Origin of the sequence: Streptomyces sp. NPDC021093 (assembly GCF_044333135.1) — a bacterium.
Taxonomy (GTDB): Bacteria; Actinomycetota; Actinomycetes; order Streptomycetales; family Streptomycetaceae; genus Streptomyces.
Genome location: NZ_JBIRQJ010000004.1, coordinates 135,317 through 161,013, shown reverse-complemented (window position 1 = coordinate 161,013; position 25,697 = coordinate 135,317). Strand labels below are relative to the sequence as shown.

The window sequence follows — 25,697 nt, the reverse complement described above, 5'->3', positions numbered from 1 at the left end:
CAGTCATCCTACAACTGAATGGACAAGTAGATGTACGCACCCTGTAAATGGGCGAGGGTGGGCCGAGGCTTCAGCCTCGGCAGGGTCCGGGCTGGTCCGGGTTGGCTCAGGTTGGGCCGGGTGGGGCCGGGACGGCCCGGGAAACGAGTGGGGGCGGGGTCAGCGCTGAAGCGCCGTCCCCGCCCCCGCCTCCCAAGAACTCAGCGCTTGAGCAGGTTCTCCAGCACCACGGCGATCCCGTCGTCCTCGTTGGACGCGGTGATCTCGTGGGCGACGGCCTTCAGCTCGTCGTGCGCGTTCGCCATGGCCACACCGTGTGCCGACCAGCCGAACATCGGGATGTCGTTCGGCATGTCACCGAAGGCGATCGTGTCCGATGCCTTCAGCTTCAACCGGCGCGCGGCCAGCGACAGACCGGTCGCCTTGCTCAGCCCCAGCGGCAGGATCTCCACGACCCCCTCGCCGGCCATGACCACGTCCACCAGGTTCCCGACCGTCGCCCGGGCGACCTGGGCGAGAGCGTCGTCGGACAGACCCGGGTGCTGGATGTACAGCTTGGTCAGCGGAGCAGCCCACACCTCGGCGGGGTCCTCGAACGGAACGTACGGCAGCGGGCCCTCGTGCACCCGGTAGCCGGGTCCCATCAGCACCTCTCCGTCCATCCCGTCCCGGCTGGCGGCCAGCGCCAGCGGACCGATCTCCGCCTCGATCTTGGAGAGCGCCAGACCGGCGAGCTGCCGGTCCAGCGTCACCGAGGTCAGCAGCCGCCGCTCGCCCGCGTGGTAGACCTGCGCGCCCTGCCCGCACACCGCGAGTCCCTCGTATCCGAGGTCCTCGAAGATGTGCTTGGTCCAGGCGACGGACCGGCCGGTCACCACGATGTGCGCGGCGCCCGCCGCGCAGGCCGCGTCGAGTGCGTCACGCGTGCGCTGCGACACCGTCTGGTCGTCACGCAGCAGCGTGCCGTCGAGATCGGTCGCGATCAGCTTGTACGGGAACGGAGCGGGGGCGTCCGAACCGGCAGGGGCGGCAGTGCTCACTTGGCGATCGGCTCCAGGACCTCGCGGCCGCCCAGGTACGGACGCAGGATCTCGGGGACCCGCACCGAACCGTCCGGCAGCTGGTGGTTCTCCAGGATCGCCACGATCGTGCGCGGGACCGCGCAGAGCGTGCCGTTCAGCGTGGCGAGGGGCTGGACCTTCTTGCCGTCGCGCATCCGGACCGAGAGCCTCCGCGCCTGGAAGCTGTTGCAGTTCGACGCCGAGGTCAGCTCGCGGTACTTGCCCTGCGTCGGGATCCAGGCCTCGCAGTCGAACTTCCGCGACGCCGAGGACCCGAGGTCGCCGGTCGCCACGTCGATCACCTGGAACGGCAGCTCAAGGGCGGTCAGCCACTGCTTCTCCCACTCCAGCAGACGCGTGTGCTCGGCCTCCGCGTCCTCCGGGTTCACGTAGGAGAACATCTCGACCTTGTCGAACTGGTGCACCCGGAAGATGCCGCGGGTGTCCTTGCCGTACGTCCCGGCCTCGCGGCGGAAGCAGGGGGAGAAGCCCGCGTAGCGCAGCGGCAGCTTGTCCGCGTCGATGATCTCGTCCATGTGGTACGCGGCGAGGGGGACCTCGGAGGTGCCGACGAGGTAGTAGTCGTCCTTCTCCAGGTGGTACACGTTCTCCGCGGCCTGGCCGAGGAAGCCGGTGCCCTCCATGGCGCGCGGGCGGACCAGCGCGGGAGTCAGCATCGGGATGAAGCCGGCCTCGGTGGCCTGCGCGATCGCCGCGTTGACCAGGGCCAGTTCGAGGAGTGCGCCGACACCGGTGAGGTAGTAGAAGCGCGAGCCGGAGACCTTCGCGCCGCGCTCGACGTCGATGGCGCCCAGCGCCTCGCCGAGCTCCAGGTGGTCCTTGGGCTCGAAGCCCTCGGCGGCGAAGTCGCGGATCGTGCCGTGCGTCTCCAGGAGGACGAAGTCCTCCTCGCCGCCGACCGGAACGTCCTCGTGGACGATGTTGCCGAGCTGGAGCAGCAGGCGCTGTGCCTCTTCTGCCGCCTCGTTCTGCTCCGCGTCCGCGGCCTTCACGGCGGCCGAGAGCTCGCCGGTGCGCTTCAGCAGCTCGGCCTTCTCGTCGCCGGTGGCCTTGGGGATCAGCTTGCCGAGCGTCTTCTGCTCGTTGCGGAGCTCGTCGAAGCGGACGGCGGACGACCTGCGCCGCTCGTCGGCGGAGAGCAGGGCGTCGACGAGCGCGACGTCCTCTCCACGGGCGCGCTGGGAGGCGCGAACACGGTCGGGGTCCTCACGGAGCAGGCGAAGGTCAATCACCCCACCAGGCTACCGGTGCCTGCCTGCGCCCCTCACCTTGATATTGGTGAGCACTATTTCCGCAGTGCGCTATTTGCCCGTATTGCCCGTAATGGGGATTCGGTGAGACCGTGGTGCGGAATCGGGCATCACGGCTCTTTTCCCTTGCGCGGAGGGGGAGTTGGGTTGCGCCTTGTCCACAGGAGGGTGGGGCTCCGTCAAGTTATCCACAGGGTGTGCGAAAGATCTGTGGATGCCGGAATGGATCGCTCCGAAAGGGGCATCCGGGGCAATGGATTCCCTCCCTAAACACCCCCCACGCGCTCATTCGAGTGGGAATTGCTCCCCCTAAAGAGTTGATCAAGTCAATTGGGGTGACACGGTCGGGCCTGTCGACCTGTGGAAGGAAGAGCACTCACTGGGCCGATTTGTCGACCATGTCGCGTTGTGTTGTCGACTTGTCCCCAGGTAGCAACCGCACCCTGTGGATAACTTTGGAGTTGTCCTCAGGCCCGGCCGGTCCCCGCTGTCGGGCCGGCCGTCCCCGGATCCCGGTCCGGCCGGGGCCGATTCTCAGGCCCGCCCGTCCTGGCACCGCGCCAGCCAGTCCGAAGCCTCCGTGAACTCCCGGTCTGACGTCCCGTGCCGCAGCTCGGGCACGTCCTCCACCGCCACCCCGGCCCTCGGGTACGACCCCAGGAACCGCACCTTCGGCGCGATCCGCTTCAGTCCCATCAGGGCCTCGCCCACCCGTCGGTCCGAGATGTGACCTTCCGCGTCCACCGCGAAGCAGTAGTTCCCGATTCCCGCACCTGTCGGCCGCGACTGGATGAGCATGAGGTTCACGCCCCGTACGGCGAACTCCTGGAGCAGTTCGAGCAGTGCACCCGGGTGGTCGGGACCCATCCAGATCACCACCGACGTCTTGTCCGCCCCGGTCGGCGCCGCCGGCCGCGCCGGGCGGCCCACCAGCACGAAGCGCGTCTGCGCGTTCACCGCGTCGTGGATGTCGGTGACCAGCGGCTCCAGCCCGTACGTCGCCGCCGCGAACTCGCCCGCGAAAGCGGCGTCGTACCGCCCCTCCTGCACCAGCCTGGCCCCGTCCGCGTTCGAGGCGGCCGACTCCCACATCACGTCCGGCAGATTGGCCTTGATCCAGTTGCGGACCTGCGGCTGGGCGGCCGGGTGTGCGGTCACCGTCTTGATGTCGGTGAGCTTCGTTCCCGGGCGTACCAGCAGCGCGAAGCGGATCGACAGCAGCACCTCGCGGTAGATCATCAGCGGCTCGCCCGAGGTCAGCGCGTCGAGGGTGGCGGTGATGCCGCCCTCCACGGAGTTCTCGATCGGGACGAGTGCGGCCGCAGCCTCTCCGTTGCGTACGGCGTCCAGTGCGGCCGGCACCGACAGCATCGGGGCGAGCTCACGGGTGGCGGCCTCGGGGAGCGTACGGAGGGCGACCTCGGTGAAGGTGCCTTCGGGGCCAAGGTAGGCGTAGCGCGTCGCTGACATGCGGTCACCCTAATGGGCCGTATGGGACACGGCGCAGCTGTCTCACGGTCACCACCCGCCCCTGCGGGCACCCGAGCCCCGGCCGCCCCGAGGTCCGAGCCCCGGCCACCGTGAGGCTCAAGTCCCCGCCCCCGGGCCTTCCGCCCCCCCCGGGCCTTCCGCCCCCCCCGGGGCCTTCCGCCCCCCCCGGGGCCTTCCGCCTCCCGGGGGCTCCCGCCCCGGGAGCCTCACCCCTCCAGCAAGCGCTGTCCCACGTACTCGCCCTCGCGCGGCCCGCCCGGTACCGCGAACAGCCCGCTCGACTCGTGCCGGATGAACTTCGACAGCGCGTCCCCCCGGTCGAGCTTCCGCTGCACCGGCACGAACCCGCGCATCGGGTCCGCCTGCCAGCAGATGAACAGCAGCCCCGCGTCCGGCACCCCGTCCGCCGAGATGCCGTCGTGGTACGAGAACGGGCGCCGCAGCATCGCCGCGCCCCCGTTCTGCTCGGGCGCCGAGATCCGGGAGTGTGCGTCGGAGGCGATGATCAGCTTGCCGTTCGTCCCCACCTTCTGGAGTTCGGGCTCGGTGAACTCGTCGCCGCCGGTCAGCGGGGCGCCGTCCTTCTTGTGCCGCCCGATGACCGCCTCCTGATCGCCCCGCGGCAGCTTCTCCCAGTCGTCGAGGAGCATGCGGATGCGTCGTACGACGGCGTACGAGCCGCCCGCCATCCACTCCTGACCCGCCGGGCCGCCGGTCTCCGGTACGAAGAGCCGCTTCTCGAAGTCGGGCTCGGAGGGCTTCGGGTTGCCCGTTCCGTCCACCTGGCCCATCAGATTGCGGGCCGTCATCGGGGCGGCGGTCGCGCCGGGCGAACGGTTGAAGCCGTTCATCTGCCAGCGCACCCGGGCTGCCTCGCCCGCCTCCTGCTGCACGGCGCGCAGCGCGTGGAAGGCGACCAGGGCGTCGTCGGAGCCGATCTGTACCCACAGATCGCCGTTGCTGCGGCGGGCGTCGAGTTGGTCGGAGGAGAAGTCCGGCAGCGGGTCCAGCTCCACCGGGCGCTTCGAGGTCAGGCCCGTACGGTCGAAGAAGGTCCGGCCGAAGCCGAAGGTGACGGTGAGGGAGGACGGCCCCGCGTCGTACGCGACCCCGGTGTCGGCACCCGCCAGCGACCTGCCCGCCATCAGCTGCTTCGCCACCTCCGACCAGCGGCGCAGCAGCGCCATGGCCTCCTTGCGGCCTGCCCCGGGGGCCAGGTCGAAGGCGATCAGATGGCCGCGGGCCTGAAGCGGAGTGGTGATTCCGGCCTGATGTTTCCCGTGAAACATCTCCTCGGTCGTTCCGACGGAGGTCAGCGGGCCGGGGCCGTCGGCCGAGTCCCCCCGGAGTGCGGAAGCGGCGCCCGCACCGCCCGCCGCGCCCAGGACGAGCCCGGCGGCTCCGGCCGCGCCCGCGGTACCCATCAGCCGGCGCCGCGAGATGCCGGGGGGCGTCTCGGAAGAGTTCGCGGTCGGGTTCGCGGGCGAGCTCTCGGGCGGGTTCCCGGAAGAGTTCGTGCGCGAGTTCTTGGGGGACTTCTTGAGGGACTTCTTGGGAGAGGAAGGGGTGTCGGTCACGCCGGTCAGCCGATCTTGACGTTCTGGTTCACGGTCACTTGGTCGATGTCGGAGGTCCGGATCGTCACTTCGATCTTCCACGTTCCGGCCATCGGGATCTGCACGCCGCTCGCACTCCAGTGTCCGGGAGCGAGCTTGTCGGGCACCGCGGGCAGCGGGCCGATCTGCTTGTCCTCGTTGGTGAGGTCGACCTTCAGCTCGGGGGCGTCCACCGGCTTGTTGTCCGGCGAGTTCGCCCAGACGTGCAGTGCGTTGCTGCCGGTGCGGCCGGGGGTGATCTGCAGACGGATGGTGCCCTTGCCGCCCTCGCCGCCGGTGTCGAAGGGCATGTTCAGATCGACGGGGCGGTTCGGTACGGCGGGGGCGGCGGTGTTGCCGCGGCCCGCCTCCTTGAGTTCCGTACGACCGGGTTCGGTGCTGGTCAGGACGGTGGTGACGGCGAGCAGTACGACTGCGACCCCGGCCTCCAGGAGGACGGACCGGCGCAGTCCGGACCGCTCCGGGTCGGCGTCGCGGACCCGCTTGGCGCGGGCGGTGCTCATCGCGGCCTGCTGCCGGGCGAGCTGGGCGGCGCGCGCGGGGTCAGGGGTGGGATCGGAGCCGGAGCCGGAGCCGGAGCCCGAGCCCGAGCCCGAGCCCGAGCCAGAGCCGGGATAGGCCGGCACGGTCACCGGCTCGGGCTGTGTCTGCTGCTTCGTCCTCGCGCCCCGGGCCGGAGCCTCCCGGGTGTCCCCGGCTTGCCGCCCTCCCCGTGCTTGCCGCCCTCCCCGTGCTCCCCGAGCTTCCCGGGCGTCCCGAGCCTGTCGTGCGCCCCGGGCCTCCCGTGCGTCCAGTACGGCCTCGGCCTCGGCCTCCGGGGCCGGGCCCTCCGCCATCCGCCCGGTCCACCGGCGCGAGAACCAGGCACCGGCGACCATGACCGCGACCAGCGCGATCTTCGCGAGCAGCAGCTGCCCGTACGCCGTGTCGACGAGTGCCTTCCAGGAGCCGACCTGTCGCCAGGACTGGTAGACCCCGGTCACGACGAGCACGGCGACCGATCCGAAGGCGAGGCGGGAGAAGTTCCGTACCGCCGTGCGTTCCAGGGCGGGCGACCGGTAGAGGGCGACCAGCAGCGCGGCCAGGCCGCCCAGCCAGGCGGCGACCGCCAGCATGTGGAGCACGTCCACGGGCATCGCGAGGCCCGGCTGGATGCCCGTCGAGGCGTGTTCGGACATGGCCCAGGTGGCGGCGATGCCCGCCGCGACGACCCCGCCGCCGAGGGCGAGGCCGAAGGTGAGGTCCTTCCGCGAGGAGTCCTCGTCGTCGCCGTCATCACCGTCGCCGTTGCCGTGGCCGCCGTCATCACCGACGGCACCGGTCTTCTTCGCGTACGCCCCGAACAGGACGGCCACGAACAGCGCGGCCGCGCCGAGCAGCAGCAGCCGCGACACCAGCGCCGCACCGGTCTTGGTGGTCAGTACGGCCTTGAGCGCGGCCAGGTCGAAGATTCCCGACAGCTGTCCCGACCCCGTGTACGGGGCCCGCAGCAGCAGCATCAACAGCGTCGCCGCGGCCAGCACCAGCCAGCCGCGCACCACCAGCCGCTGCATCGGCCGCTCGGCCGCACCCCGCCGCCAGCAGGCCAGTACGAAGGCCGCACCGCCGACGAGCACGATGAAACCGGCGTAGGCGGCGTACCTGGCGATGCCGTAGAGCACGCCGACCGCGCCGCCCCCGGCCTCCTGGTCGGGCAGGGCGACGCTGCTCTTCGACGGGGCGCCGATGGAGAAGGTCTGGGCGCCCGAGATGGGGTGGCTGTCGGCGGAGACGGCCTGCCAGGCGACGGTGTAGGTGCCGTCGGGCAGGCCGCTGTGCAGCGCGACGCCGTACTTGATGGCGTCTCCGCTGCACAGGTCGAGGACCTCGCCGGTGTCGGCGCGCTTGCCCGACGGGTCGAGGACGCGGATGGCGTCCTCGCCGAGCGAGATCTGCTCGGAGAAGTTGAGGGTGACGTCCTTGGGGGCGGTGGGGAGCACCGCCCCGTCCTTCGGGTTGCTGTCGGTGAGCGCGGCGTGCGCGGCGGCAGGGCCGATGCCCGCGAGCAGCGCGCCGAACAGGGCGACGGCCACGAGCAGCACACGTACTGCTGCGGTGGTCGCAGGAGCCCCGGCAACCGTGCTGGTCGCCGGAGCCCCGGCAACCGTGCTGGTCGCCGGAGCCCCGGCAACCGCGGCGGTCGCCGGGGGCCCGACGGCGGTGCAGGCCGGCGGGGTCCCGAAGCGCGGGGCGGTGTCCGTCATGGTGTGGTCTCAGCCCCTCAGTGGTGCTGCTGCGGGTTGTGGGTGGCGGCCTCCACCGGCATGTCGACCTTGACGGTGCCGGCCTTCTCGAAGTGCAGCTCGATGGCGACCTTGTCGCCCTTCTTCGGCTTCTTCTTCACGTCGAGGAACATGATGTGGCTGCCGCCGCGCTTGAGGTCGAGCTTGCCGCCCGCGGGCACGTCGAAGGACTTCACCTCCTGCATTTTTCCGTCCTTCGTCGTCTCGTGGATCTCCGCCTTGCCCGAGAAGCCGGTGGCGGTGACGGACGTCAGCCTGTCCGCGACCGCGCCGCTGTTCTTGACGGTGAGGAAGCCGCCGGCCATGTCGGCCATGGCGGGTTCCGGCATGAAGGCGCCGGTGACTTCGAGCTTCGGCTTGCTGTCCGCAGCCGGAGCCGTCGTCTTCGCGGCGGCGGTCTTGTCGGCCTTGTCCGCCGACTCGCCGTTGCAGCCGGTGAGCGCGAGCGAGCCCGCGAGGGCTATGACGGCGAGGGACGTGAGGCGGGTGGTGCGGGCAGTGCGAGCGGTGCGGGCGGTGCGGATGGTGCGGCGGTTCACGGGGTTTCTCCCTTGACGATCTTCGGGAGATCGGCGGTGTAGTCGTCGGCGGATGCCTGGTCGGTGTACAGCAGGTAGCCGGAGTCGTTCTTCGGCGAGAACGCGATGACCTGCTTGGTGTGCATGGACGTGACGTTGCCGTCCTTGTCCGTGGTGGAGGGCTCGATGCTGACGCCCAGCTGTCGTGCCCCGGCCTGGATGGTCGGGAAGTCACCGGTCAGCCCGATGAAGTCCGCGTTGCCCGAGCCCTTGAGCCACTTGCCGAGTTCCTTCGGAGTGTCCCGTTCCGGGTCGGTGGTGACGAAGACGACCCGGAGCTTCTCCTGATCGGCCTTGGGGAGCTTCTTGTAGGCGGCCGCGATGTTGCTCATCGTCAGCGGGCACACGTCGGGGCAGTGGGTGTAGCCGAAGTAGATGAGCGTCGGCTTGCCCTTGGTGGCCTCCCGCAGGTCGTACTCCTTGCCGTTCGTGTCCTTGAGGACCAGGTTCGGCTTGGTGTACGGACGGTCGAGGACCGTCGCGGCCTTCGTCTTGGTCGGCGGGGCCTCGACGAGCGGCTGGTTGCCGCTCTTGGCCGGGGTGTCACTGCCGCCGCACGCGGACAGGGTCAGCGCGGCCGCGGCGACGAGAGCCGCCGCGACCAGCACGTTCTTCTTCTTACGCATGGAACGCATGGAAATCCTGGAGCTTGAGGAAGGGTGGGTCAGGCGGCGCGGCGGCGGCCGGCGAGAACACCGAAGGCCACACCCGCGACACCCACGATGATGCCTACGATGCCGAGCACCCGGGCGGTGGTGTCACTGCTGTCGGCCGCGGCAGCGGTGGTCTTCTTGTCGCTGTCGCCGCCCTTGGCGGCCGAGGCCGCCTTGTCGTCGGCGGCCGGAGCGCCGTGCCCGTCGCTCGCGGGCGCGGTCAGCTTGAGGACGGGCGCCGGGGTCTTCGGCTCCGGCTGGCCCTCCTTGGGCTCCTCGATCCAGCGCACGACTTCCTTGTTGTCGTACGTCTGAACGGCCTTCAGCACGAGCTTGTCGGCGTCCTCGGGGAGCTGGCCGAGCGAGAGCGGGAACTGCTGGAACTCACCGGGGCCGACCTTGCCGCCGGTCCAGGTGATCTTCTCGACGGCTTCCTTGATCTCCTTGCCGTGCACCTTCAGCGGCTTGTCGAGCCTGGCCTTCTCGACCTGCACGGTCCAGCCGGGGATGGGCTGCGGCATCACGGAGGTGAGCGGGTGGTCCTTGACCGGGAAGGTCACTTCGAGCTTCACGGTCGAGGCGTTGTCGCGCTCGTTGGGGACCTTGATGTTGACGGTGGCGTAGCCGCCCTTGGCGGCCGGGCCGACGGGCTGCACGCTGACGTGCGCGAAGGCGGGCCCGGCGAGCAGCAGCACGGACGCCGTGGAGGCGACACCGACGGCGGCGAGACGGGACAGACGGGTGGTACGACGGATTGCGGTCATGGCTGTGAACCCCACAAGTCAGAAGCGAATCGGGTGAGGGGCGCACCTCTTTGAGGCGCACCGGATCCGCGACCCGCTCCTGTCCTGCCGTACGAGTCTCTGGAGGTACGAGCGCTGTACGAGCGTGGCTGTACGAGCGCCGTACGAGTCTCTGTCGTACGAGTACGAGGGGGGCCGCGTCAGGCGATGAGGGCGTACGCCGACGAGGGCGGCCCGCGCCTGCTCACCGAGTGCTGCAGCGCCCGCCCCTCCAGCCGCACCGGGGTGCGGAAGGCGGCGGGCACCGTGCGCGGCCCGCCCGAGGGGACTCCCAGGAGCCCCGACAGCAGGGCGTGCACCAGCGTGAGCGCGGCGCGCAGCGACCGTACGAGTGCCCCCGCCGCGACTTCCTCCGCGCCGTACGCGGAGAGCCGGCCGAGCCGCCGCAGCGCGAGGTCGCCGTGGCGCAGCAGCCAGCCGGTGGCGAGTGCCGCGAGCACGTGGCCGAGGAGCATGGGGAGGTTGGGGACCAGCGAGTGCAGACAGTCGGCTGCCGTGCCGGCGCCGCCCTGTCCGCCGCCCGTACCGAGATCGCCGTAGGCGTCGTACGACGGGGGCAGGCCGTGCCCCGGGTGTGCGCCGGGTGCCGGGCCGAGTCCCGCCGTGGCCAGGACTTCGCGTGCCTGGGCCTCGTCGAGTCCGGTACCGCCGCCGCACATGAGGTTGGCGGCGAGCGGGCCCAGCGGGCCCTGGTCGCCGCCCGTCGGGGCGGCCGCGTGGTTCTGGCCGAGTCCGAACAGGGCGTGCAGACCGAGCTGACCCGCGGTCAACGCGAAGGTGATCGACGGCAGCGAACGCGTCCGCCCGGCCAGCGGTGCGGCCAGCGCGAACACCACGGTGAAGGCCACGGCCAGCGTCCACCACGGCACGGTCGCCGTGGAGCCCAGCACGTGCCCGGTCGCGGACAGCACGACGCAGACCGCGGCGAAGACCGCGGCCCTGGCGAGTCGCTGTGCGACCCGGCTGTGTGCGTCGCGCGAGGCGACCGGCTGTGACATGGCGGAGCCATCATCGCACTGCGACCCCGTACCGGACCCGGCAGGTCCGGAAGCTCCCTATGGTCCGTTACGTGACCCGGGGCGGGCCACCGGCACGGCCCGCGGCCGGTCGGAACGCGGTCCCGTATACACCGGCGTGCAGAGTGCGTACATCCGCCGAATGAGCGCTCTCACACCCGTGACTGGCTTACGGACCGCCACTTGCGGCAATACGTACTCGTATGTCGAGCCGCAGCCAGGAGGCTGGAGCATGAGCATCTGGTGGTCACTCCACTTGCGGCGGGAAGCCGCGAGCGTTCCGCTCGCCCGCCGTCTTCTGCTCAGTGCCATGGAGACCGCGGGTGTCGACCCGGACATTTCCTACGACCTGTCGGTCGCGCTCAGCGAGGCCTGTGCGAACGCGGTCGAGCACGGCGGCGACCACACCTCGGGCCCGTACTCCGCGGAGTACCGGGTGACGGCGTACCTGGACGGCGAGAAGTGCCGGATCGAGGTCACCGACTCGGGCCCCGGCTTTCCTTCCGGGCGGCGTCGCGGCCGCGCCGCGCAGCCCGTGGCGCACACCCGCGAGAACGGCCGGGGGCTCCGCCTGATCGAGCAGCTCGCCGACCACGTGCACTTCCGGAACCGGCCGGGCCGGGGCGCGGTGGTGAGCTTCGACAAGATCCTGAAATGGCGCGAGGGCGCGCTGCTCCAGGCGTCCTGACGGACCCCGGGCAACGCGCCCCCTGAACCGAACCCACGGGAACACCTCGCGGGCGCACCCCATGGCACGGGCGTACCCATGGCACGGGTGCAACCCCTGGGCGTACGGCCCTACTTGGCCTTGGTCGCGGCCATCCACGCCTCGACCTCGTCGGAGCGGCGCGGCAGCGCGGCCGACAGGTTCCGGTTGCCGTCCTCGGTGACCAGGATGTCGTCCTCGATGCGGACGCCGATGCCCCGGTACTCCTCCGGCACGGACAGGTCGTCCGCCTGGAAGTACAGGCCGGGCTCGACGGTCAGGCAGACGCCCGGCTCCAGGGTGCCGTTGACGTACGCCTCGGTGCGCGCGGCGGCGCAGTCGTGGACGTCCAGGCCGAGCATGTGGCCGGTGCCGTGCAGGGTCCAGCGGCGCTGCAGGCCCAGCTCCAGGACCTTCTCGACCGGGCCCTCGACGAGGCCCCACTCGACGAGCTTCTCGGCGAGCACGCGCTGCGAGGCGTCGTGGAAGTCGCGGTAGGCGGCGCCGGGCTTGACCGCCGCGATGCCGGCCTCCTGGGCCTCGTACACCGCGTCGTAGATCTTCTTCTGGAGCGGCGAGAACGTGCCGTTGATCGGCAGCGTGCGCGTGACGTCGGCGGTGTAGAGGGTGTGGGTCTCCACGCCGGCGTCGAGCAGCAGCAGGTCGCCGGAGCGGACGTCGCCGTCGTTGCGCACCCAGTGCAGGGTGGTGGCGTGCGGGCCTGCGGCGCAGATCGAGCCGTAGCCGATGTCGTTGCCCTCGACGCGGGCGCGCAGGAAGAAGGTGCCCTCCAGGTAGCGCTCGGAGGTGGCCTCGGCCTTGTCGAGGATCTTCACGACGTCCTCGAAGCCGCGCACGGTGGAGTCGACGGCCTTCTGCAGCTCGCCGATCTCGAACTCGTCCTTCACCACGCGGGCCTCGGAGAGGTAGACGCGCAGCTCGGCGTCGGTCTCGGCGGTGGCCTTGTCGGCGAGGGCGGCCTCGATGCCGGCGTCGTGCCCCCGGACGTTGCGCACCCGGCCGGTGGCCTCGCGCAGCGCCTCGGGCAGCTCGCGGACGTCCTTGGCGGGCAGGCCCAGGATCTGCTCGGCCTCGGTGAGGGAGTGCCTGCGGCCGACCCACAGCTCGCCCTGGCCGTCGAGCCAGAACTCGCCGTTCTCCCGGTTGGAGCGGGGCAGCAGGTAGATCGTCGCGTCGTGCCCGGACTCGGTGGGCTCCAGGACCAGGACGCCGTCCTGGGTCTGGTCACCGGTCAGGTACGCGTACTCGGTGGAGGCGCGGAAGGCGTACTCGGTGTCGTTGGAGCGGGTCTTGAGGTTGCCCGCGGGGATCACCAGGCGCTCGCCGGGGAAGCGCGCGGAGAGCGCGGCGCGGCGGGCGGCGGTGTGCTGCGCCTGCGCGATCGGCTCCAGGCCGTGCAGCTCGGTGTCGGCCCAGCCGGACTTCATGTTCTCGGCGAGCTCGTCGGACACACCCGGGTACAGCCCGTTCTTGCGCTGCTTGATGGGCTCTTCCTCGGTGGTTTCGGCTTCGCCGTCCACGATTTCCGGGGTCTCCGGCTTGAGCTCCTCAGACACGACACGTCTCCTCATACGACACAGGGCCAGGGGTTTCCCGCCTCCTGGCCCTCCATCGTATGTCCGTGCGGACCGGTGCTCCCCAGCCTGTGGATAACTGTGAGAAATCATTCTCCGGCCGGGTCCGGGGCGCCCCGGGACCTCAGTCGAAGCGCGCCGCGAGCAGCACGATGTCCTCCGCGGGGCCCGCCTCGTCCAGCCCTTCGGGGAACACCGTCCGCAGGACGTGGTCGGCGATCGCGCCCGGGTCGTCGCGGATCGACTTGGGCACCCCGGCCGCCGCCGCGTGCAGCCGGGCGAAGGCCCGGTCCATGGGGTCGCCGGTACGGTGCAGCAGCCCGTCGGTGTAGAGCAGCACGGTCTCGCCCGGGTTCGGGCTGATCTCCACGCTGGGCGCCTCCCAGCACGACAGCATGTTCAGCGGCGCCGACAGCGACGTCTCCGCGTACTCGGTGCGCCGCTCGCCGACGATCAGCGGCGGGCTGTGCCCCGCCCCGGCGAGCACGATCTTCCGCTTGGCCGGTTCGCAGTAGGCCAGCAGGGCGGTGGCCGAGCGGGCCGGCTCGGTCAGCCGCATCAGCAGCTCCAGGTCGGACAGTACGGCGACCGGGTCCTCACCCTCTATGACGGCGTACGCCCGCAGGCTCGCCCGCAGCCGCCCCATCGCGGCGGTCGCACTGGGGCCCGACCCGGTGACCGAGCCGACGACCAGCCCGAGCGCCCCCTCGGGCAGCGCCAGCGCGTCGTACCAGTCGCCGCCGCCGTGCGGCCCCGCGCGGTGCCGCACCGCCAGCTGCACGCCGGGGACCCGGGGCAGCCGGCTGGGCAGCAGTTCCTCGGTGAGCGTCGCCACGCGCGCGCGTGCCCGCTCCAGCTCCAGCAGCCGGGACAGGTGCTCGGCGGCGTACCGGATGTAGAGGCCGACCAGGTGGCGCTGGCGCTCGACGGGCTCGGCGGGTTCGTCGTAGAGCCACACGACCGCGCCCAGCCGGCCCGAGCGGCCGGTCAGCGCGAGTGCGTAGCTGGCGGCGTAGCCGAGGCGGGCGGCGACCTCGCGGTGCAGCGGGTCCAGACCCTCCTCGTGCAGCAGGTCGGGGCTGGAGCCCCCGGTCTCCGCGTCCGGGCCGGTCCCGGCGGTTCCGTCGAGGATGCGGCCGTAGGGGGTCGAGCCGCGCGGCACCGTTTCGATGTGGCCGAGATCGGCGTGTGCGAGGCCGAGGCCCACGGTGCTGGTGGGGCCGAGGCCGTCGGCCGGTTCCAGGGCGGCGAGGCCGCGGCGGGCGCCGACGAGAGCGGCGCCGGCGCGCACCACTTCGTGCAGCGCCTCGTCGAGTGCACCGGTGCCCACCAGGCGTTCGGTGAGTTCGTGAAGGGTTGTCAGGTCGGAGACCCAGCCGGCCAGCCGGTCCTGGATCACTGCTCCCGCGGGCGCGGAAGTCTGCGCTGGGGGTGGAACCAGAGGATCGATTCCAGCCACTTTCGGCACGTTCGGGGCGCTCATGTCAGCCGGCTTTCCGCCTGGTGCGTTTCGCTCAATAGCATCGCAAACCCCCATGTCATTCTGCGCCGCTATCAATGGATCCACATCTACACGCAGATGTAAGGCGATGTCCAGCATTGTCATCCCGGGATTCATGGTGTCCCTGAGGAAACAGAGGAAAGCCAACTTGGCGCGAAAATGCACTCACCGGCAGACATTTGCGGTCGACTGAGGCCGCTCGACAGCGCGTCATATCAGCCGTGCTGGGTATCTGACTCCGTGATGACCGGGGGACTGCGGCCGTGCCGCCGTCGACCTGGAACCCGGCGGCGGGCGCGAGCGTCCTATCCGCTGTGGGCCCGGCACGGTCCCCGAGCGGTGGGGAAGCACAGCGAAAGCACCACCGGAAGCTCTGGCGACGTCCCACGGGACGGGTAAGCGCCTCGTGCGCGCCACCCCCCGCCAGCTCCGCGCTCGGTCCCCCAAGGGGTTGCCGTACCGCAGTCTGTTCAGTGTCAGTCTGTTCAGTTTCTATGCACGCGCAGTGAAGTGATGCACACATGGTGCGATGTGGACCTCGGCGTTCAACGGAAAGGAACGAGCGCCCATGCGCGAGATCCCCGGAAGGCGACGCAGGCTCCGGTTCCGGCGAAGTGAGCGGCCCGCCCCACCCGGTACGGCGCTGACCTGCGCCACCGCGTGGCAGTGGCCGGTCATCCCGGGCGTGGGGCTGGCCCTGGACGGTGGCCGCGGCGGTGCGGCCCAGGGCTGTGCCTGCCCCGACCCCGAGTGCGTGGTGCCCGGCGCGCACCCCTTCGACCCCGGCCTGCTGGCGGCCACCACGGACGCGCGCATGGTGCGCTGGTGGTGGGAGAAGCGCCCGGACGCGCCGGTCGTGCTGGCCACCGGGGGCCGCGCCCCCTGTGCGCTCAGCCTCCCGGCGCTGGCCGGCGCGCGGGCGCTGGTGGCGCTGGACCGGATGGGGGTGCGGCTGGGTCCGGTCGTGGCGACGCCCACCCGGTGGTCGCTGCTGGTGGACCCGTACTCCCTGGAGCGGCTCGGCGAGCTGCTGTACGCGAAGGACCACGTCCCCTCCTCTTTGAGGTTCCACGGGGACGGCGGCTATCTGGTGCTGCCCGCCTCGCAGACCGGTGCGGGACCGGTGCGGTGGGAGCGGGAGCCCGCCGTCGGCCGGGACGGGCGGCCGTGGCTGCCGGACGTGGAGACGGTGCTGGACGCCCTGGTGACGGCGAGCAGCGGTGCTCCGGGCGGCGGGAGCAGGCTCGCGTACTGACGCGCCGTCGGCAGGCGACCGGGTACGCGCCTCACTCGTAAGGGTGTGAGACGGCGGGAGTTCAGCGGAATTGGGCGCGCGGCCGACAAGGCGCGCGCCATCCGTCGATATCTTCGGCCCACCGTCACGAATTTCCGGCAGTTGACAGGTGGGGGCTCCCCTTGAATATCCGCATGATCGGGCTTTCGGCCGTCGTGGTGTTCACCGTTCTGCTGCCGCTGGCGGTGGCGTCGGCAGGGCCCGCGGGTTCGGAAGGGGAGGGCGCCGATCCCGTGGAGGGCGTGCTCGCCTCCGTAACGGACGATCAGAAGGCACGGCAGCGCGGGGAAGCTTTGTCCGGACAAACTCCGGGACGCGTGGCTCCGGGACACGTGGCGGAGCAGCGGGCCGGGCTGCCGGGGCGTGCGCACGCGCAGTGCGGCCCGGAGGTGGCCTCTCCCGAGGGCGTGGAGGCGCAGACGTGCGTACTGGCGGAGGGGAGCGACACCTGGGCGCGTACGTACTACCGGAACGCGACGGGGGAAGAATTGGTCGCCGTGCTCACGCTCATGGCCCCCGCCGGGCGCACCGTACGGATGCACTGCTCGGTGGGCGCGGGCGACGAGCCGGGTTCGTGCGAGACGCCGCACGAACCGGGGGGCGCGGGGAGTGCCGGGCAGGGGAAGGCCGAGCCGCAGAAGGCTGAGCCGTGGAAGTACACGGCGGTTTCGGAATTCGCAGGTCCGGACGACGGTCCGCTGCTGTTGCGGTCCGGAAGCAACTCGGCCGCCCCCGCTGCCCGTTGACGGGGCGGGAAAGTGAAAGGCCCGATCGCTGGCGACGGGGGATGCACCAGCGACCGGGCTCCTAGAACGGTAACAAGAGATCTGCTGTTCGCAAATTCGATCTCGTGTATTCAGACAGGGATTTACCCGTCAGTACGGGGAGTTGTGACCGGAGTCACCATGTCCCCTCCGTCCCGTTGTGCGACGTGCAACGGCGGCACTCAGCTGAGGGTCACCTGGCGGTTGGTGAGGCCGCCGCGTGCGCGCCGTTCCTCGGCCGTCAGCGGCGCGTCGGCGGCGAGCGCGGCGGCGAGCCGCTCGGCGAACTCGGCGGCCGGCTTCTCGCACTCCTCGGCCGTCATCGCGCTCGGCAGGTCCCAGACCGGGACGATGATTCCGTGTGCGCGGAACGAGCCGACGAGGCGGGTGTCGTCGCCGAGCGAGGCGTTGCCCGAGGCCTGCAGCCGGGCCAGTGCGTCGAGGAGCTTCTCCTCGGGGTGCGGCATGGCCCACCGCAGGTGGTTCTTCTCCGGGGTCTCGCACCAGTAGGCGGCGTCCACGCCCGTCAGCCGTACGGTCGGGATGGCGGCGGAGTTGGCGCGCTCCAGCGAGGCGGTGACCTCGGCGTCGGCGTTGGCGCTGTCCGGCACCCAGAACTCGAAGCCCGTGTGCACGTCCGGCGCGAACGCGGCGTCGGGGTCGAGCAGGTCCTGGAGGCGCGGTCCGTCGGCGGGCGCCTTGTCGGCGGCGACCGGGTTGCCGGGCTCGGCGGACAGCGCCCTCTTGAGGGTGTCGGCGAGATCGCGGCTCAGGTCGCCGGACGGGGTGTCGTTCTGCAGGCCGAGGAGCACGGAACCGTCCTCGCGGCGCAGCGCCGGCCAGGCCATCGGCAGGACGGTCGCGAGCGTGATGGAGGGGACGCCGTCGGGCAGCCCGCCCTTGAGCTTCAGCTCGACGGTCGCGGCCGGGACCAGCTCGCGCAGGGCGACCCAGTCGCACTCGCCGGCCAGGCCCTCGAAGGGGCGCTGGACCAGCTCGGTCACGGCGTGCGACGCGGCGCGGCCGTGGCACGCCTTGTAGCGGCGGCCGGAGCCGCACGGGCAGGGCTCGCGCGCCCCGACCACCGGCACGGGCTCGTTGCTGGCGGTCTGCGGCTTGGCGGCCTTGGTCTGCGGGCGCTTCTTGGCCATGCGTGCTTCTCCCCTTGCGGCAGTGCGGTGTCGGCGCGAGCCTAGCCGCAATGGGGAGCGGACCTCTCCGGATGCGTACGCGCTCCCTGTCGTACGTACGCCGACGCCTCTGTGTCCGTATGTGAGGGCGTCCGCGTCCGTACGTCAGCGACTCCGTGTCCGTATGCCGGCCCGGCTTCGTACGTCAGCCCAGTTCGTCGAGGGGGACGGCGAAGTCGAGCGACGGTGGGGCGACGCGCGTAGCGAAGTCGCTGTGCCGGTGGCCTCCGTCGAGCACCACCCAGACCGTCACCTCGCCGGACGCCCTGTCGTCCCGTACGCCCCAGTCCTGGGCGAGCGCGCTGATGATGTTCAGCCCGCGGCCGCCCCGTGCGGTGACCGAGGGAGTGGCCGGAACCGGGCGGGTCGGACCGCCGCCGTCCGTCACTTCCACCGTCAGCCGGCCTGTCGGATCGACGCCCCATGCCGCTCGGACGTCGCCGTCGCCCACCTCCGCTGCCGTGCCCAGTGGCCTGCCGTGCCGGCAGGCATTGCTGAGTAGTTCGGAAAGGATCAGAACTGCATCATCAACGACCGAATCGGACACCCCTTTTGTGCGCAACTCCGCACGCATCTGGTGTCTGGCCGCCCCCACGCCGGCAGGGCCATGCGGAATGGCCATGCACGACGACGTGGGCACCTCCTGTGCCTCCATCAACGCCACCCCCGAGACCTCCTTCGCCCCACGCCACCGTGTGAATTCCCCAATGGCCTGGACCGGAAACCGGCCAAGCGTTGGCCAGTGATGCACTCGTAACGATCGAATACGGTACGGATGCGCCGGTGCACTCCCAGTAATGGGTCTCGCGCAGTGAGGAGGAGGGTTAGGCGCGGTCGAGTTGGGCGAGTACCTGTTTCGGGCGGTTGGTGATGATTGCTTCCACTCCGAGGCGTACGCACAGTTCGACGTCCTCCGGCTCGTTCACCGTCCAGACGTGCACCCGGTGGCCCGCGCGGTGCAGCCGGGCGATGTAGCCGGGGTGATTGCGCACGATCCGCATGCCGGGGCCCGCGATCCGGGCGCCTGCCGGGAGCCGTCCGTCACGCAGCCGGGGCGTCACGAACTGCATCAGGTAGACCGTGGGGATGGCCGGCGCGGCGAGGCTCACCCGGTGCAGCGAACGGGCAGAGAAGCTCATGATCCGTACCGGCGCGGGCGCGTCGGGCTCCTTCGGCGCACCGTCGAGGCCGAACCGCTTCAGCATCGCCAGGAGCTTCTCCTCGACCTGGCCCGCCCACCGGGTGGGGTGTTTGGTCTCGATGGCCAGCTGGAGCGGACGGCCGGCGTCCGCCACCAGCTCCAGGAGCCGCTCCAGGGTCAGTACGGAGGTGAGTTCGCCGCGTCCCGGGTCCCGGTCCGGGCGCTCGATGCTCTCCTCGCTCCCCTTCCAGGAGCCGAAGTCGAGGGCGGCGAGATCGGCCAGTTCGAGGGCGGAGACGGCGCCGCGGCCGTTCGACGTGCGGTTCACCCGACGGTCGTGCACACAGACGAGATGGCCGTCGGCGGTCAGGCGCACATCGCACTCCAGGGCGTCCGCCCCGTCCTCGATGGCCTTCTGGTACGCGGCCAGGGTGTGCTCGGGTTCCTCCTCGGAGGCTCCGCGGTGGGCGACTACCTGGATGGTCTGCTGTCGTGCGTGGGTCACCGCGACATGGTGTCACCGACCCGGGGCAGGTGTACGCGAAGCAGTGCGGAGCGGAGGGCCGCCGGGGCCGGTCCGACGGCCGAACAGTGGCTGAACGCCGACGGTTCGGCGGCCGATCGGCCTCTTTGAGGAGGCCCCGGGATGCGTCCCATTGGTCCGGAATAAAGGATGGCGAGCGGACGCACAGGTCCCGCTTACAGTGCTCTGACGTGCCGTGGGAAAAGCTGACGGCACACACTTGCACAGCGGGACAACGGAACCGGGCAATCCCGACACCAGACAATGCAGACCCAGGACGACGTGGAACCGAGGAGAGAGCTGTGAGCACCGAGAACGAGGGCACTGCGGTACCGGCCGCCCCGTCCGCACCGCCGCCGCCTCCCGCTCCGGTGGCGGAGCCGGGTACCCCGGAGCCCACGGCGGAGCTTCCGGCGACCCCGCAGGCGACCCCGCAGGCGCCTGCGCCGATGCCTGCGGCCGCTCCTGCCTCTGCGGGCGCCCCCGCGGACGCGTCTGCCCCTGCGGCTCCTGCTCCTGCCCCTGCTCCCGTCCCCGCTCCTGGCGCCGCGCAGCCTGTCGCCCAGCACGCTCCAGCGCCGCAGGCCGCGGCTCCGCAGGCCGCAGCTCCGCACACTGCTGTCCCGCACGCCCCAGCTCCGCACGCCTCCGCCCCGTACCCCGCCGAGGCTCCCGCCGCGGCCTGGCCGCCGCCTCCGCCGACGTTCCCCTCGTACGGCAACAGTGGCGGCGCCCACGGATACGGTCACGGCGCCCCGGGCAACAGTGGCGGTGGCAACAGTGGCGGTGGCGACCCCTGGGGTGCTCCCCCGGCCGCCGATGCCCCGAGCCCCAAGCGCAAGGGACGCGGCGGGCTGATCGCCGCCGTTCTGGTCGCCGCGCTGGTCGCGGGCGGAGTGGGCAGCGGCGTCGGCTACTGGGCGGCGAACCGCGAGGCCAACTCCCCCGGCGGCTCCACCACCATCTCCGCCGCGGGCAACCCGCAGGACTTCAAGCGCGATCCGGGCAGCGTCGCGGGCGTGGCGGGCAAGGCGCTCCCCTCCGTCGTGACGATCGACGCGCAGAGCGGCAGCGGCGAGGGCGGTACCGGCACCGGCTTCGTCTACGACAAGCAGGGCCACATCCTCACCAACAACCACGTGGTCTCCTCGGCGGCCGAGGGCGGCGAGCTGTCCGTCACATTCTCCAACGGCAAGAAGTACGCCGCGGAGGTCGTCGGCCGGGCACAGGGTTACGACGTCGCCGTCATCAAGCTGAAGAACGCCGGCGACCTCAACCCCCTCCCGCTGGGCGACTCGGACAAGGTCGTGGTCGGCGACTCGACGATCGCCATCGGCGCCCCCTTCGGTCTCTCCAACACCGTGACCACCGGCATCGTCAGCGCCAAGGACCGCCCGGTCGCCTCGGGCGACGGCCAGGGCAGCAAGGCGTCGTACATGAGCGCCCTGCAGACCGACGCCTCCATCAACCCGGGCAACTCCGGCGGCCCGCTGCTCGATTCGCGCGGCGCGGTCATCGGCATCAACTCGGCGATCCAGTCCGTGCCCGGCGGCGGTTTCGGCGGTGGCGGTGGTGGCCAGTCCGGTTCCATCGGCCTCGGTTTCGCGATCCCGATCAACCAGGCCAAGACGGTCGCCCAGCAGCTCATCAAGACGGGCAAGCCGGTCTACCCGATGATCGGCGCGACGGTCGGGATGGCCGAGAAGGGCAACGGCGCCAGGATCGCCGACCAGGGCACCGGCAACACCCCCGCGGTGTCCCCCGGCGGCCCGGCAGCGGCGGCCGGCCTCAAGCCCGGTGATGTCATCACGAAGTTGGGGGACCGGGTCATCGACAGCGGCCCGACCCTGATCAGCGAGATCTGGACCCACAAGCCCGGCGACAAGGTCAAGCTGACCTACACGCGCGCCGGCAAGCAGTCCACGGCGGAAGTGACCCTGCAGGCGCGCGAGGGCGACAGCTGAGCGGCGCGGCCGTCCGCTGAGGCGGGACGAGGCGGGGTGCCGGACCAGGTCCGGCACCCCGCCTCTTTCTGATCCCTGTCCCGCTTCGGATCACTGCTCGACCGACGCTGATCCGGGCGTGCGGACCAGGGCGTGCGGACCAGGGTGCGGACAAAGGGGCGAACCGGTACCGGACCGGTACCGGACCAGAAGTTGCCGTTGCGTGCGGTGTGTTGGTGGCCGGGGACGACTCATGTGTCCACTCGCGCGCAGAAGTGTAGGGCCATTGATTCGCCTGTGTGGCGAACCCTGGCGAATAGCCGAAGCCGCCGGGGGGCGTCACGACTACGCGATAGCCTCCGCTACGAAGACTCGGTCCTGCCTCTCCACGCCCCTTCTGCTTCCGCGAGAAGCAGGGGGGACTGAGAGAGACAGGAGGTGAGTTGATGGACCAGCCTGAAGTACCGAGATGGTTTCGGCGTCACCAGTGGTGGATTCGATTAGCCCTGGACGCCCTCGCTGTGGCTGGAACGATTGCGGGCTGCATTGTGCCGTTCGTGCGCTGACCGCGCAGGAGGGGCAGACCCGGTCGGAAGGGCTCCTGATGTGGGCCCGGCCGTCGTGTGCTCGACCGGGCCCACGCCCGTGTGACTGGCCTGGCTCCGGGGGCAACCGGGGCCAGGCCTTCGCCACAAGGGAGCCGCGCAACTTCGCGACGGTCTTGGACGACCGATGAGCTGCAGTCGCGCGATGCCAGTCAATGTAGCGGGACGACTCGAACGGGTGCCCCGTACTGGCTGGGTTTCTGGGCTCAGTTAGCGAGCGTTAACGTAATGGGGAGGCAAAGAGGTCCAGGTGGGAGGGTGTGGGGGTGGCGAATCATGGCGAAAAGTTGATCTTGGTGACCTCTGTCGACGAGGCTTCAGGAGCCCCTCTTCCGGCGTCATCGGGACGGGCGGGTTCGGGGGTTGGTGGACCAGGGGTGGGCTGACGGCCGCCCCCGACCGTCGCAGCCGGTACGCTGTAGGCGCTCCGCCGCAGGTCGGCGGGGCCGAGGTGGGTTGCCCGAGCGGCCTAAGGGAACGGTCTTGAAAACCGTCGTGGCAGCGATGTCACCGTGGGTTCAAATCCCACACCCACCGCGGGAGTACGCCGAAGGGGCGTCCGGATCTTTCCGGGCGTCCCTTTCGCATGCGGGCGCTCGGGTACGCGTGCGCGTGGGGCGTTACGCGCGCGTGCCCGTGGTGAGGCGGGCCGCCGAGGCGATGGCGGAGCGGGCTTCCTGGAGGGTGAGGCCCGTCTGGAGCGCCGCCTCTATGAGGGCGTCGGTGAGGAGCTCGCCGATTCCGTTCTCGTGCGCGCGACAGGCGGCCCAGAAGAGGCGGGTGTTGCGCTGGCCCTCCCGGGCGGTGCGGACGAATTCGACGAGGCCGCGGCCCCGGTCCGCACCGGGTAACGGCGGTGGTGGGGGCCTGCGGTGGCCGCGGGGGCGGGGGGTCAGGAGGGTGAGGAGCGCGGGCGGACAGGGGGCCGCCGGGAGGTGGGCGGTGCCGGGGGCCAGACGGTAGACCCCGTGGGAGGTGAGGGAGCCGGGGCCGACCAGGTAGCCGCCGGCGCCCCGGACGTCGATGCCGGGGGCGAGGCGGCTCGCCGAGTTGGGGACGGTGACGCCCGCCGGGCCGGTGAGCCAGAGGTGGCGGCCGCCGGAGGGGGTCAGGACGGTGACCGTCGGCGGGACCGTGAACAGGTGTGTGCGGGCCAGGCGTTGGAGAGCCGCGTCGGGGTCGGTGTCCGGCCTGGGGTCCAGGTCGATGCCGATCAGGTGGTGCGGGGGCCGGCCGCAGGCGATGCCGTAGCCGGTGGCCCAGGGGGCGGCGGCGAACAGGGCGCGGACGACGGCCGGATCGGTTGACGCGTCGTGGACGCCGTGGCCGGGGAGGCCGCACTCGCCGCGGCACGGCGGGGCGGGTTGGGCAGGAGGGTCGGACGGGGTCGGCAGGGCGGATGGGGTCGGCAGGGCGGGCGGGTCGGGCCGGGTGCCGTGCGGGCCTGCGGCTGTGCGCTCGTCGTGGTGCGGGGAGCGCAGGGCCGGGAGTTTCGTACGCGACAGGGGGATGACGGGGAGCCCGCGCTCCGCTGCGGAGAGGGCGTGTGCGAGGGCCAGGGTGGCGGTGAGCCGGTCTGGAGTGGCCATGACTCCATAGTCGTACGAATGTTCGAATAAGGGAAGCGGGGAAAGTTGGCCGAAAAGCTGCCGGAACGATTCCTCGTATGGGGTCACTGGGCGGCCGCTGGGTTCCATGGGCCATTTGGCCGTTCCATGGGGCTTTTGGGGTGAGGTTGGGGGTTTATCGACAAAACCTCACGCTTGCGAGCGAATAAGTGGGCTGTGGGTGGTTCGCCGGGGATTCGGTAGGTGATTCTGATGCAGCGACGTCGTCACCACCACCGAGGCAGTCGGCCAACTTCCTCGGAACCAGCCGTATTTAACAGTTCCTGGAGGAATTGACATGGCAAGCATCCGTAACGCCCGCGTCATCGCCGCTGTCGCCGCGCTTCCCCTCGCTGCCGCCCTCTTCACGGGTGTTGCCGCCGCGGACAACGGTTCCTTCGCGGACGACGGATCGAACGCGACCGTGGCCACGCAGAGCGGCACCGGCGTGGGCGGCACCAACAACGGCAACTCCACCACCACGCAGCAGGTGGCAACCGGTGCGGGCGCCTCGAACCAGAACAACACCGCCAGCGTGAACGGCTCCGGCTTCACCTCCATCCAGCAGGGCAACGAGAACGTCGCGGTGAACTTCACCGAGCTCTGGTAGTACTGCGCGGCCTGATGGGGGTCTGTGCTGCGGGGTGAATGAATGCCTGTGCGGCGGTGCTTCGGCGCCGCCGCACAGGCATTTCCGCGTGCGGAGCGGGGTGCGTCGGTGACCTTGACAGGGCAGGAGTATCTGACGGACAGTCAGAAACATTCCGTCGTACCTTCCTTCTCACCTTCCTTCCGTACGTCCGGACGACCCGCCGGAGGGCATCGCCGTGCACCTCGCACCGACCGGGCGCCAGCAGCGGCTGCGCGCCGAACTCCGTTCGTACTTCCGCGATGTGATGCCGGAAGGGTCGCCGGGCGAACCGGAGGCACAGCGGGTCCTGCTGCGACGGATCGGCGCCGACGGGATGCTCGGGATCGGCTGGCCCGTCGAGTACGGGGGCCAGGGGCGCGGCCCCGACGAGCAGTTCGTCTTCTTCGACGAGGCGTACCGGGCGGGCGCCCCCGTCTCGATGGTCACGCTCAACACCGTCGGCCCGACCCTGATGAAGTACGGGACCCAGGAGCAGAAGGACTTCTTCCTGCCGCGGATCCTGCGCGGTGAACTCGTCTTCGCCATCGGGTACAGCGAGCCGGAGGCCGGCACGGACCTGGCGGCGCTGCGTACCCGGGCCGTTCGGGCGGGCCGGAGTGCGGCGGGCGGGAACGAAGAGGGCGTCAGTGCGGAGGGTGGCACCGAAGAGGGTGGCAGCGACGGCGACTGGCTGATCGACGGGCAGAAGGTCTTCACCAGCAACGCCCAGAACGCGGACTGGATCTGGCTCGCCTGCCGGACCGATCCTGAGGCCCCCAAGCACCAGGGCATCTCGATCGTCCTGGTGCCGGCGGACGCCCCCGGCTTCTCGTGGACGCCGATCGAGACGGTGGGCGGGCTGACCACCACCGCCACGTACTACGACGGGATCCGGGTGCCCGCGGGGAACCTCGTGGGGGAGGAGAACGGCGGCTGGGGGCTGATCACTAACCAGCTCAACCACGAGCGCGTCGCTCTCGCCGCGATCGGGATGCAGGCCGAGGACGCCTGTGCCGAGGCGCTGGCGTACGCCCGCACTCCGGACCCCGGTACGGGCGAAAGGCCTGGTGACAGGGCATGGGTACGGGCCCGGCTGGCCGAGGCGCACGCCCGGCTCTCGATGGTGCGGCTGCTGAACTGGCGGCTGGTCGGGGACGTGGGCGCGGGCGCGCTGGCACCCGGCGACGCGAGCGGCGTGAAGTTCGTGGGAACCGAGAACGCCGTCGCGGTGTACCAGATGTGCCAGGAGGTCGTGGGCGACGCCGGAGTGGTGAGGGGCGGGTCGCCGGGGGTGTTCGGGGACGGGGAGCTGGAGCGGATGAACCGGGCGGCGCAGATCAACACGTTCGGTGGCGGGGTCAGCGAGGTGCAGCGGGAGATCGTCGCGACGATGCGGCTCGGGATGAGGAGGGGGAAGCGGTGAGGG

21 protein-coding genes and 1 tRNA gene are annotated in these 25,697 nt (G+C 71.0%); 7 read left to right on the top strand and 15 right to left on the bottom strand.

The features are described 5' to 3' along the window. Positions 1 to 200: 200 nt before the first annotated feature. The 9 genes from ACH4SP_RS13215 to ACH4SP_RS13175 all read right to left on the bottom strand — a co-directional run bounded on the left by ACH4SP_RS13215 (position 201) and on the right by ACH4SP_RS13175 (position 10,753). On the bottom strand, positions 201 to 1,040 hold the full coding sequence (locus ACH4SP_RS13215) for an HAD family hydrolase (RefSeq protein ID WP_398413940.1): 840 nt from the start codon (positions 1,038 to 1,040) through the stop codon (positions 201 to 203). Next, positions 1,037 to 2,314, bottom strand: a complete 1,278-nt coding sequence (gene serS / locus ACH4SP_RS13210; protein WP_398413938.1) for a serine--tRNA ligase — start codon at positions 2,312 to 2,314, stop codon at positions 1,037 to 1,039. Before serS ends, ACH4SP_RS13215 begins: the two co-directional genes overlap by 4 nt. Before the next feature lie 552 nt (positions 2,315 to 2,866). Beyond that, positions 2,867 to 3,802 carry a prephenate dehydratase gene (gene pheA / locus ACH4SP_RS13205; protein WP_398413936.1) on the bottom strand — a complete coding sequence of 312 codons (936 nt, stop codon included), beginning with the start codon at positions 3,800 to 3,802 and terminating at the stop codon, positions 2,867 to 2,869. 227 nt (positions 3,803 to 4,029) lie between these two features. After that, positions 4,030 to 5,400 (bottom strand): iron uptake transporter deferrochelatase/peroxidase subunit, encoded by a 1,371-nt coding sequence (gene efeB, locus ACH4SP_RS13200; RefSeq protein ID WP_398413934.1) that lies wholly within the window; start codon positions 5,398 to 5,400, stop codon positions 4,030 to 4,032. Between the two features lie 5 nt (positions 5,401 to 5,405). After that, on the bottom strand, positions 5,406 to 7,682 hold the full coding sequence (locus ACH4SP_RS13195; RefSeq protein WP_398413931.1) for a copper resistance CopC/CopD family protein: 2,277 nt from the start codon (positions 7,680 to 7,682) through the stop codon (positions 5,406 to 5,408). Between the two features lie 17 nt (positions 7,683 to 7,699). Beyond that, the gene (locus ACH4SP_RS13190; RefSeq protein ID WP_398413929.1) at positions 7,700 to 8,260 is read right to left on the bottom strand and encodes a copper chaperone PCu(A)C; all 561 of its coding nucleotides are present in this window, start codon (positions 8,258 to 8,260) and stop codon (positions 7,700 to 7,702) included. Continuing rightward, entirely contained in the window at positions 8,257 to 8,925 is a 669-nt protein-coding gene (locus tag ACH4SP_RS13185) for an SCO family protein (RefSeq protein WP_398415056.1), read from the bottom strand. The genes ACH4SP_RS13190 and ACH4SP_RS13185 overlap by 4 nt, the downstream gene beginning before the upstream one ends. Positions 8,926 to 8,963: 38 nt before the next feature. Then, the gene (locus ACH4SP_RS13180) at positions 8,964 to 9,716 is read right to left on the bottom strand and encodes a YcnI family protein (protein WP_398413927.1); all 753 of its coding nucleotides are present in this window, start codon (positions 9,714 to 9,716) and stop codon (positions 8,964 to 8,966) included. A gap of 179 nt (positions 9,717 to 9,895) precedes the next feature. Continuing rightward, a complete protein-coding gene (locus ACH4SP_RS13175; protein ID WP_398413925.1) occupies positions 9,896 to 10,753 on the bottom strand; it encodes a hypothetical protein in 858 nt (285 codons plus the stop codon). A 250-nt stretch (positions 10,754 to 11,003) separates the two neighbouring features. Here ACH4SP_RS13175 and ACH4SP_RS13170 point away from each other — a divergent pair, with 250 nt between their 5' ends. Then, a complete protein-coding gene (locus ACH4SP_RS13170; RefSeq protein ID WP_398413923.1) occupies positions 11,004 to 11,459 on the top strand; it encodes an ATP-binding protein in 456 nt (151 codons plus the stop codon). A 110-nt stretch (positions 11,460 to 11,569) separates the two neighbouring features. Here ACH4SP_RS13170 and ACH4SP_RS13165 read toward each other — a convergent pair whose 3' ends face one another. Both ACH4SP_RS13165 and ACH4SP_RS13160 read right to left on the bottom strand, forming a co-directional pair. After that, positions 11,570 to 13,054, bottom strand: a complete 1,485-nt coding sequence (locus ACH4SP_RS13165; protein ID WP_398413920.1) for an aminopeptidase P family protein — start codon at positions 13,052 to 13,054, stop codon at positions 11,570 to 11,572. Between the two features lie 142 nt (positions 13,055 to 13,196). After that, the gene (locus tag ACH4SP_RS13160) at positions 13,197 to 14,672 is read right to left on the bottom strand and encodes a PP2C family protein-serine/threonine phosphatase (protein ID WP_398415054.1); all 1,476 of its coding nucleotides are present in this window, start codon (positions 14,670 to 14,672) and stop codon (positions 13,197 to 13,199) included. Between the two features lie 469 nt (positions 14,673 to 15,141). Here ACH4SP_RS13160 and ACH4SP_RS13155 point away from each other — a divergent pair, with 469 nt between their 5' ends. Both ACH4SP_RS13155 and ACH4SP_RS13150 read left to right on the top strand, forming a co-directional pair. Beyond that, positions 15,142 to 15,828: a bifunctional DNA primase/polymerase gene (locus tag ACH4SP_RS13155; protein ID WP_398413917.1), complete on the top strand. Its 687-nt coding sequence runs from the start codon at positions 15,142 to 15,144 to the stop codon at positions 15,826 to 15,828. Between the two features lie 173 nt (positions 15,829 to 16,001). Beyond that, a complete protein-coding gene (locus ACH4SP_RS13150; RefSeq protein ID WP_398413915.1) occupies positions 16,002 to 16,613 on the top strand; it encodes a hypothetical protein in 612 nt (203 codons plus the stop codon). A gap of 200 nt (positions 16,614 to 16,813) precedes the next feature. On the opposite strand, the gene ACH4SP_RS13145 is transcribed toward ACH4SP_RS13150, so the two are convergent. The 3 genes from ACH4SP_RS13145 to ACH4SP_RS13135 all read right to left on the bottom strand — a co-directional run bounded on the left by ACH4SP_RS13145 (position 16,814) and on the right by ACH4SP_RS13135 (position 19,467). Next, positions 16,814 to 17,782, bottom strand: coding sequence for a DUF5926 family protein (locus ACH4SP_RS13145; protein ID WP_398413912.1), 969 nt, complete (start codon positions 17,780 to 17,782; stop codon positions 16,814 to 16,816). A 184-nt stretch (positions 17,783 to 17,966) separates the two neighbouring features. Then, positions 17,967 to 18,572, bottom strand: a complete 606-nt coding sequence (locus ACH4SP_RS13140) for an ATP-binding protein (RefSeq protein ID WP_398413910.1) — start codon at positions 18,570 to 18,572, stop codon at positions 17,967 to 17,969. A 73-nt stretch (positions 18,573 to 18,645) separates the two neighbouring features. Further along, positions 18,646 to 19,467: a glycerophosphodiester phosphodiesterase gene (locus ACH4SP_RS13135; RefSeq protein WP_398413908.1), complete on the bottom strand. Its 822-nt coding sequence runs from the start codon at positions 19,465 to 19,467 to the stop codon at positions 18,646 to 18,648. Between the two features lie 320 nt (positions 19,468 to 19,787). Between ACH4SP_RS13135 and ACH4SP_RS13130 the strand changes: the two genes are divergently transcribed. Then, the gene (locus ACH4SP_RS13130; protein WP_398413906.1) at positions 19,788 to 21,449 is read left to right on the top strand and encodes a S1C family serine protease; all 1,662 of its coding nucleotides are present in this window, start codon (positions 19,788 to 19,790) and stop codon (positions 21,447 to 21,449) included. A gap of 1,034 nt (positions 21,450 to 22,483) precedes the next feature. After that, positions 22,484 to 22,570 (top strand) — tRNA-Ser (locus tag ACH4SP_RS13125). 83 nt (positions 22,571 to 22,653) lie between these two features. On the opposite strand, the gene ACH4SP_RS13120 is transcribed toward ACH4SP_RS13125, so the two are convergent. Beyond that, a complete protein-coding gene (locus ACH4SP_RS13120; protein WP_398413904.1) occupies positions 22,654 to 23,622 on the bottom strand; it encodes a bifunctional DNA primase/polymerase in 969 nt (322 codons plus the stop codon). A 316-nt stretch (positions 23,623 to 23,938) separates the two neighbouring features. Between ACH4SP_RS13120 and ACH4SP_RS13115 the strand changes: the two genes are divergently transcribed. Continuing rightward, positions 23,939 to 24,250: a hypothetical protein gene (locus ACH4SP_RS13115; RefSeq protein WP_398413901.1), complete on the top strand. Its 312-nt coding sequence runs from the start codon at positions 23,939 to 23,941 to the stop codon at positions 24,248 to 24,250. A gap of 217 nt (positions 24,251 to 24,467) precedes the next feature. Further along, positions 24,468 to 25,694, top strand: coding sequence for an acyl-CoA dehydrogenase family protein (locus ACH4SP_RS13110; protein WP_398413899.1), 1,227 nt, complete (start codon positions 24,468 to 24,470; stop codon positions 25,692 to 25,694). Positions 25,695 to 25,697: the final 3 nt, after the last annotated feature.

Bases quoted from the DNA above. Each gene is read 5' to 3' on its own strand.
- pheA (WP_398413936.1), bottom strand. From the start codon at position 3,802: ATGTCAGCGACGCGCTACGCCTACCTTGGCCCCGAAGGCACCTTCACC.
- ACH4SP_RS13195 (WP_398413931.1), bottom strand. From the start codon at position 7,682: ATGACGGACACCGCCCCGCGCTTCGGGACCCCGCCGGCCTGCACCGCC.
- ACH4SP_RS13185 (WP_398415056.1), bottom strand. From the start codon at position 8,925: ATGCGTAAGAAGAAGAACGTGCTGGTCGCGGCGGCTCTCGTCGCCGCG.
- ACH4SP_RS13180 (WP_398413927.1), bottom strand. From the start codon at position 9,716: ATGACCGCAATCCGTCGTACCACCCGTCTGTCCCGTCTCGCCGCCGTC.
- ACH4SP_RS13175 (WP_398413925.1), bottom strand. From the start codon at position 10,753: ATGTCACAGCCGGTCGCCTCGCGCGACGCACACAGCCGGGTCGCACAG.
- ACH4SP_RS13170 (WP_398413923.1), top strand. From the start codon at position 11,004: ATGAGCATCTGGTGGTCACTCCACTTGCGGCGGGAAGCCGCGAGCGTT.
- ACH4SP_RS13160 (WP_398415054.1), bottom strand. From the start codon at position 14,672: ATGCTGGACATCGCCTTACATCTGCGTGTAGATGTGGATCCATTGATA.
- ACH4SP_RS13155 (WP_398413917.1), top strand. From the start codon at position 15,142: ATGCGCGAGATCCCCGGAAGGCGACGCAGGCTCCGGTTCCGGCGAAGT.
- ACH4SP_RS13150 (WP_398413915.1), top strand. From the start codon at position 16,002: ATGATCGGGCTTTCGGCCGTCGTGGTGTTCACCGTTCTGCTGCCGCTG.
- ACH4SP_RS13145 (WP_398413912.1), bottom strand. From the start codon at position 17,782: ATGGCCAAGAAGCGCCCGCAGACCAAGGCCGCCAAGCCGCAGACCGCC.
- ACH4SP_RS13120 (WP_398413904.1), bottom strand. From the start codon at position 23,622: ATGGCCACTCCAGACCGGCTCACCGCCACCCTGGCCCTCGCACACGCC.
- ACH4SP_RS13115 (WP_398413901.1), top strand. From the start codon at position 23,939: ATGGCAAGCATCCGTAACGCCCGCGTCATCGCCGCTGTCGCCGCGCTT.